7 protein-coding genes are annotated in these 7,707 nt (G+C 63.5%); 5 read left to right on the top strand and 2 right to left on the bottom strand.

The window, feature by feature from the left end; genetic code table 11:
• The first annotated feature begins 199 nt into the window (after positions 1 to 199).
• Entirely contained in the window at positions 200 to 862 is a 663-nt protein-coding gene (locus tag AC3G88_RS24730) for a TetR/AcrR family transcriptional regulator (RefSeq protein WP_488894092.1), read from the top strand.
• 185 nt (positions 863 to 1,047) lie between these two features.
• On the opposite strand, the gene AC3G88_RS24725 is transcribed toward AC3G88_RS24730, so the two are convergent.
• Positions 1,048 to 2,673 (bottom strand): tannase/feruloyl esterase family alpha/beta hydrolase, encoded by a 1,626-nt coding sequence (locus AC3G88_RS24725; protein WP_488894091.1) that lies wholly within the window; start codon positions 2,671 to 2,673, stop codon positions 1,048 to 1,050.
• A gap of 304 nt (positions 2,674 to 2,977) precedes the next feature.
• Here AC3G88_RS24725 and AC3G88_RS24720 point away from each other — a divergent pair, with 304 nt between their 5' ends.
• On the top strand, positions 2,978 to 3,253 hold the full coding sequence (locus AC3G88_RS24720) for a hypothetical protein (RefSeq protein WP_488894090.1): 276 nt from the start codon (positions 2,978 to 2,980) through the stop codon (positions 3,251 to 3,253).
• A 608-nt stretch (positions 3,254 to 3,861) separates the two neighbouring features.
• On the opposite strand, the gene AC3G88_RS24715 is transcribed toward AC3G88_RS24720, so the two are convergent.
• Complete coding sequence (locus AC3G88_RS24715) at positions 3,862 to 5,001, bottom strand: citrate synthase (protein ID WP_488894089.1); 1,140 nt, start codon at positions 4,999 to 5,001, stop codon at positions 3,862 to 3,864.
• Positions 5,002 to 5,118: 117 nt separating this feature from the next.
• Between AC3G88_RS24715 and AC3G88_RS24710 the strand changes: the two genes are divergently transcribed.
• The 3 genes from AC3G88_RS24710 (at position 5,119) to AC3G88_RS24700 (ending at position 7,645) form a co-directional block, all read left to right on the top strand.
• Positions 5,119 to 6,072 (top strand): 2-hydroxyacid dehydrogenase, encoded by a 954-nt coding sequence (locus AC3G88_RS24710; RefSeq protein ID WP_400395428.1) that lies wholly within the window; start codon positions 5,119 to 5,121, stop codon positions 6,070 to 6,072.
• Positions 6,073 to 6,105: 33 nt separating this feature from the next.
• Entirely contained in the window at positions 6,106 to 6,783 is a 678-nt protein-coding gene (locus tag AC3G88_RS24705; RefSeq protein WP_400395426.1) for a fumarylacetoacetate hydrolase family protein, read from the top strand.
• Positions 6,784 to 6,886: 103 nt separating this feature from the next.
• Complete coding sequence (locus tag AC3G88_RS24700; RefSeq protein WP_400395423.1) at positions 6,887 to 7,645, top strand: SDR family oxidoreductase; 759 nt, start codon at positions 6,887 to 6,889, stop codon at positions 7,643 to 7,645.
• Positions 7,646 to 7,707: the final 62 nt, after the last annotated feature.

Below are 7,707 nucleotides of genomic sequence, written 5' to 3'. Positions count from 1 at the left end.
GCGCGTGGGAACGCAACGCCTACCAGAACCAGCGCGTGGACTGCGAACTCGGTATCACGGCCAGGTCCGGCCACTGACGCTTGCTGCCGACCTCACTTCGAGGCGGCAGCCAGCGCGCTGGGGCGTCGCCTTTTCTTATTGATCGGGTGATTGGTAGAATCGGGCCATTGCCCGAACAGTAGGCCCGAGAGAGACAGCCATGGAACGAAGCGCCACCGAAGACATCGCAAAATCCACCCGGCGCCTGCTGCCTGAGCAGCGGGAGCAGCAGATTGTCGAGAAGGCCATCGAACACTTCACGCGGAATGGCTTCGGCGGCAGCACACGTGAGCTCGCCAAGCAGATCGGCGTCACACAGCCCCTGCTCTATCGGTATTTCGCTAGCAAGGACGCGCTGATCGAGCGTGTCTACAACGAGGTCTTCCAATGGCGGCCTGACTGGGACCGCCAGATCACGGACCGCTCCCTGCCGCTGACCGAGCGGCTGTATGCCTTCTATTTGGACTATTCTTCCGTGATCCTGCGCGAGGAATGGATCCGGCTCTTTATCTTCGCCGGCCTGACTCACGAAGGCATCAACAACAAGTACCTCAGCAAGCTGCGAACCAAGGTATTCCTGCCGGTATTGGCCGAAGTCCGGGAGTCCTTCGACATCCCTGCGCCGCGCACCGCCGCCGAAACCGATGCCGAGATCGAAATGATCTGGAGCCTGCACGCCGCCATCTTCTATATCGGCGTACGCAAATGGGTCTATGGGCTGAAGGTGCCGGTGGACACGGATGCCCTCATTAGGCAAAAGGTCGATTTGTTCCTGCTCGGCGCGCCCGCCGCCATGACCAAGATGCGCGGCGATAAGGCGTAGACATTGCATCCGGACGCCTAGATTACAGCAGGCTCCTGCCATCGACGGCTTGGTAGCCCAATACCCAAAAGGGTCCGGAATCATGCCCTATGGTACTACTTCATTGTGATCGCCCAGACATCGCAAATCAAACCGGCCAGTCGCGCAGGCCTCACATTACTGACAGCATGGTCAATGTTGCGCGATCACCCACAGGTAAAGTTAGCAGCATCGTCTGTACTGCCACTTCCCTTGTAGATTGCCTTGCGCGGGAACGGACACAGCGGCCGCGTGCGGGTGGCCGCGCCACTCGTCACCCGCGATGCGACGATGGCGTCCGGCGCGACGCCCTTCTCGACCCAGTTGTCCAATGCCTTCAGCACGTCGTGGGTGGGATCCATTGTGGGTGGAGCCGTCCCGGCGTTGCCAAAAACCGTAGCGCCGCTACCCCCGCCGCAGTGGCCCATAGTCGGCACCAGGAACAGACGGAAGAAACTATCCATTTCCGACTGAGAGCCTTGCAGCGTCTGAACAGCGTTGTAGTAGGCAATGGTGTCCTGCGGGTTGACCACCGGGTCTGCCCAGCCCTGGTAGACAATGGCCTTGCCGCCTCGCGCCTTGAATGCACTGATATCGGAATTACGCTGATCCACCAGTTTGCCGACCTTCGCATCCGCGTAGGTCACGTCGCGGTCGTAGTCGAAAGTCCACCAGTTCCACTGCGGGTTTTCGAAAACCCAAAGCCGCCAGAAATCTGCACGGGTGGGCTCAGATACGCCCCAGTAACTCGACCATCCCGATTCGCTCCCGACCGTCAGTCCGGGATAAAGCTGCTCGCCGGTACGAGGATTTTTCGGACCTGCGTAGATCTTCTTGATCACATCGATTTGCGGCTGGGTAAGGCAGTTCGGACCGTCCGCACCGGTACACAGCAGGCTGTCGACATTGAACCGCGCAGTCGTGCACGCGCGCGGATCTTCCATGGCGCCATCCGTGACACCATCCAGGCTGTCGCACGCAGCCACTGCCGCGTTAGTGACCATCGCCATCTTTGACGCCGGTAGGATCAGCGTCGTGTTGTTGCCCGGCGTACGGTTACTCAGGAACCGATGCATGAACTCCACATTAAGACGGATGCGATTGTTTCCCGGTGCACCAGCGATGACGCCATCGAAATCCTGAGGATACTGCTGGATTTCAGCGTAGCCCTGGTGGCCGCCCGTGGAGCAGCCATAGTAGTAGGAACGTGACGGCGCTTTCGATTGCAGGGAGGCAATCAACATCTTCCCAGGCGCGGTAATCGCATGAATCGAGCGTGTGCCCCAATCGGCAATCTTCTCGGGATGGCCGACACCCCAAAACATTTCATTGGGGTCCGTCGACTGGTGTCCCGTGTCACCGCCGATGACGGCGTAACCTTGGCGCATGGCATAGGCCATATCGCCGTAGCTAAGCGCGGGGCTGTAGCCCCCATTGCCAGTTGTCACGAGCTTGCCGTTCCACGAGCCATCGGTGGGTACCCATACTTCGAACTTGATAAGCGAGTCTGAAGTCGGATTCGCGTTCCCTTGAATCCGGCAAAAGGCCGGCATTCCAGGCAGCACGGCGCTGGTGCCAGGAGGCGTGAAGCTGCCGGCTGGGACAAGCGCTGCACCAGTTACCCATGCGCTGTCCAGCTTCACCTGGCCAAGGGAGGTGGTGTCGCACGAGAACACGATGTTCGCGGGGGGCGCGGTGGTGCTCGGTGGCTGCGTCGCCGACGACGATGAATCATCGCCACCACAAGCATGCATCCATCCAGTACATGCCAACGCGAGCACGGGCCATGCCATGCCGCTCCGGAGCTTCCGGTACTGTCGCATTCTCTCCTCCATGTATTCATTGCATTCAGGCAAAGGCCAGTCATACGCCGGCGTGGAAGAGTGTAGGCGCAGCTGATTTCCTCGATAAATTGATTATCTGGATCTATCTATCTATTTCGCAGAAATATAGTCTCTGGCCCGTGACAGTGGTCAAAAGGTAAAACCTACAATCATGGGACCGTACCATTTGGATGATGCGAAGACGTGTCATCAGTTGATACATTGCTACCGTGGATCGAAGCCAACCGAGCCTAAACGACGACGGAGTGCCGCCATGAGTGAACGACTACGCTGGATCACCGCTCCGCATCGTGGCCTGTATATCCACGCGTTAGCGTTTCAGCTCACAGAAAGTTCTGCAAAAGGCTTCTTTCCCGGCCCGAAATGGGGCTATCTGGTGGGCGTCGGACGCAGCGTAGTTCCATCGGTCGATTCCCACTATGACGGCGCTGGCGAGGATGAAAGCGACTATTTCACGCGTGATTCGGCGGAACAGGCGGCTCTCCATTTTGGCCAGCGCATTGCCGACGTTATGCTGGAGTTCGACTGAGGTTGGCGCCTAGGAGGCGGAGGCACTGCCCAACCTCGCTTTTACCAACAGCAATGTGCCGGTCGCGATAGTAGGCGTGGTCGAAGCGCGCGCCTTCGATGTGAAGGCTACCAAGCTGCCATGAAGTAGCATTCGGAGATCCGGACCTCGCTGAACCAAACCTCCTTGGCCACATCGCCAACTGCACCGACATCTTGCCGGTGAAAGATCTGACGAGATTCGCGCGTCTCGTTTCGGCTGCGAATTCAGCCGTTCACCCAAGGCGCTGCGCAGATATTTGGGAGTCGGTTCAACATTGACAGCGGCCCGTCGTTGCTTCGGTGGACAACGCAATCACGCCATCGATGCCCAGTCCTTTCGCAAGCAGTTTCCATTGCGCAATCCGACAGCGCCCGCGCCTTGGCCTCGATCCAGCCATGCCGGCAAGCTCAAGATTTAGGCGCTCTCGCTCAGCCACCAACATGCTCTCCTGCAGAATCAGTGCTTCGATCCTGCCGGCAGTTGCTGCGCTTGAGGGACACACGTTCGCCATGCCTCATTAAGAAGCGCTCGAGCCTATAAACCGCCCCAAGGAAATTCGAAGAGGGGCGGTTTAAAGCACGTCCGCCTCACTTATCAGGCATCGCACCGACATAGCGGCCCCTCGGGCGAATGACCTGGCCAACCCCCAGCTGCTCCAGGCTGTGCGCCAGGAGCCCAATGCTGCGTGCCGTGGCAAACATGGCGAACGCGGCGTCGTCGCGCAGTGCGCAATGGGTCACCAGTGCCGCCAGCGCCACATCGATATTGGGCTGCAATCCCGTGAGCCGCGTCGCCTGTTCGATAAACCGGCCAATACCCGGCGGCGGTGCGAACCGGCTCAGCAGCGCCACGGCACGCGGGTCGCCGTCGGGGTAGAGATGGTGACCGAAGCCTGGCAGCGGCTGGCCGGTAGACAGGTACTGCGTGATGACTTGGTCTTCGCCCTGCCGCTCGACTTCTCTGAATAGCGCCTTGACGCGCCCCGAGGCGTCGCCGTGCAGCGGCCCCGACAGCGTGGACAGCCCCGAGAGCAGGCAGGCTGGCAGCGACGCGCCGTTCGACGCCGCGATGCGCGCGGCAAATGCCGAACTGGTCAGTTCGTGATCGACCAGTAGCACCATGGCCACGCGTAGCAATTCCGCCACGTTCGGCCCCTGCCCCCAGCCCTGCGCGAAGCGTTCGTGCAGCGGTGCCTGCCCCGGCTGCGCGCCGAATGCGTTGGCCAGCAGTCCCACCAACGCCTGACCTTCCCCATGCAGCACGCGCGTCATGCGGCCATGTGTGGAATGGCCGGTGGCCGCCAGTTCGGCCAATGCCATGAACGCCGCCACACGCCCCGGCTTGTCGATCCGCACGGACGACGACAGATCCACCGCCTGCGCCGAATCCCACAGCAAGCGCGCCGCGTCTTCCAGCGTGGCTGTGTCGGCCAGCTCCACGGCGTCGCGCCCTCGGAAGTAGAGCCGCTCGCGCACGAACGTCGAGATCGACGTGGGGATGCTGGGCTCGGCACCAAACAGCGTGTTGGTGGCCAGCGTCTCGTGCTTGCGGCCGGCCTGCTTGCGCCTGGCCAGCGTCGCCACATCCTCGGCCCGATACAGGCTGCGGCGGGTATCCGCCGGGTCCGACGTCACCTCGATCTTGCCCCGGCTCACGTACGCATAGACCGTCTGCGGCCGCACGCCAAGGCGCGAGCACGCTTCGTCCATCGATATCCAGGCTCCCATTGCACTCCTGCACGCCGCGCGGCATCTTATTTATGTTGATTTTATATATCAATATTGCGTACTGAATCAACATTTAACTACCATGAGTTCCACATTCCAGCCGACAACCGACCGCTCATGAAGCCTCAGATCCTGCAACTGAATCCCATCCTGATTCCCGCCGCCAATGACGAACTGGCTTCGCTGTACCAGGTACACAAGCTGTTCGAGATCGACGACCAGGACGCCTGGGTCGCGCAGCACGGCGCGTCGATCGAGGCTGTCATCACGGGCGGTCACACCGGCATTTCGCGCGCCATGCTGGAACGCCTGCCGGGCCTGAAGGTAGTGGCCGTCAACGGCGTGGGCACCGACGCGGTCGATCTGGCCTATTGCCGTGCGCGCAAGCTGCCCGTCACCGCCACGATCGGCGCCCTGACCGAGGACGTGGCCGACCTGGCGATCGGCCTGCTGATTGCCGCCTGCCGCAACATCGCCGCAGGCGACCGCTTTGTCCGCGATGGCCAATGGGAACGCTTTCCGCAGCCGTCGGCCATCCCGCTGGCACGCCGCTTCAGCGGCATGCGGGTGGGCATCGTCGGCATGGGCCGCGTAGGCCGTGCGGTAGCCACGCGGGCCGCGGCGTTCGGCTGCCCGATCCGCTACACGGACCTGCGCGCCATGGACGATCTGCCGCACGAATTCGTCCCCGACCTGGTCGATCTGGCACGCCACAGCGACGCCCTGGTGCTGTGCGCCGCGGCCGACAGGGCCGAAGGCATCGTCAATGCCGCCGTGCTCGACGCGCTGGGGCCGCGCGGCTTCCTGGTCAACGTGGCCCGGGGGCGTCTGGTCAATGAAGACGACCTGGCGCAGGCGATCGAGTCCGGCCGCATTGCGGGCGCGGGCCTGGATGTCTTCGTGGACGAACCGCGCGTGCCACTGGCGCTGCGCCGGTCCGACCGCACCACGCTGCAGGCCCACCGCGCCAGCGCCACATGGGAAACTCGCGCCGCGATGATCCGCATGGTGCTCGACAGCGTGGCCGACGGCCTGGCGGGCAAGCGCCCCGCCGCGAGCCTGACCACCTGACACGGCCCGACGGATCCCAACTGGAGCGCGAAGATGGAATTCGTCCTGCCCGCACCGGCGCCCTGCGCCCTGGCCGTGGCCAATAGCAATGCGCATTTCCCGGTCGGCCGGGTGTTCTGCATCGGGCGCAACTACCGCTGGACCGCGAACGAGCTGGCCCCGGCCGACATGCCCGCCTGGTTCATGAAGCCGTTCACCGCCGTGGCGCCCGCGACCGGCACGCTGCCCTACCCGCCCGGCACCGACGATTTCTGCCATGAAGTGGAGCTGGTGGTGGCCATCGGCCGCGATGGGCGCGATATCGACCCCGCGCACGCCGAATCGCATATCTGGGGCTATGCCGTCGGCCTCGACATGACGCGCCGCGATCTGCAGCAGCAGGCCAAGCGTGCCGGAGGCCCCTGGGAGCCGGCAAAGGCCTTCGACCATTCGGCACCGTGCAGTCCGATCGTTCCGGCTGCCACGGTCGGTCATCCGCGCGATGCCGAGATCCGGCTGGCGATCAACGGCGCGCAGCGCCAGCGCGCCACGCTGGCCGACCTGATCTGGCCCGTGGCAGACCTGATTGCCATGTTGTCGCGCTCGGTAACGCTGCGCGCCGGCGACCTGATCTTCACTGGCACGCCCGCTGGCGTCGGCCCGCTGCAGCGCGGCGATGTCGTCGACGCCAGCGTGGCGGGCATCGGCCATATCTCGCTGACGGTCACGTAGCGCCTGCGGCGGCTGCGTGCCCTGACACGTAGCGCCGGCGGCGGCTGCCTGCCCGGACGAACAAGAACGGACAAGACCTCGCATAACGCATTTGGAGACCGTAATGCACCCTTCCCGACGAATCGCGCTAGTCACCGGCGCCGGCAGCGGCGTCGGCCGGCTGACCGCGCTGGCCCTGCTGGACGATGGCTGGACTGTCGTGCTGGCCGGCCGCCGTGCCGACCCGCTGCAAACACTGGCGGCCGATGCCGCCGCGCGCGGCCAGACGGCGCTGGCTGTCCCGACCGATGTCACCGACCCCGCCAGCGTGCAGGCGCTGTTCGACACCATCGAGCAGGCGTTCGGCCGCATCGACCTGATATTCAACAACGCCGGCGTCAACGCGCCGGCCGTACCGATGGACGAACTGCCATTGGACAGGTGGTTCAACGTGGTGAACACCAACGTGACCGGCGTGTTCCTGTGCGCGCGGGCCGCCTTCGGCCTGATGCGCCGGCAGTCCCCCCAGGGCGGGCGGATCATCAACAACGGCTCGGTGTCGTCGCAAACGCCGCGCCCGTTCACCGCACCCTACACGGCCAGCAAGCACGCAGTCAGCGGCCTGACCAAGGCGCTGGCGCTCGATGGCCGTGCCTTCAACATCGCGGCGGGCCAGATCGACATCGGCAATGCCCTGACCGAACTGTCCGAACGCATGACGCGGGGCGTGCTGCAGGCCGATGGCACCACCGCACCGGAGCCGATGATGGACGCGCGCCACGTGGCCAATGCCGTGCGGCACATGGCATCGCTGCCGCTGGACGCCAACGTATTGAACATGACGGTCATGGCCAGCGCCATGCCGTTCGTCGGCCGCGGCTGACACCCGACCGCGCCCCCGGGGCCTCGCATCCCCGGTGGCACCACCCAGAGTTGACTCAAGTT

It is taken from the genome of Cupriavidus sp. 86D6 (assembly GCF_057815095.1).
Note: the sequence above shows the minus strand (reverse complement) of the source record. Positions and strands in the feature narration are given on the sequence as shown.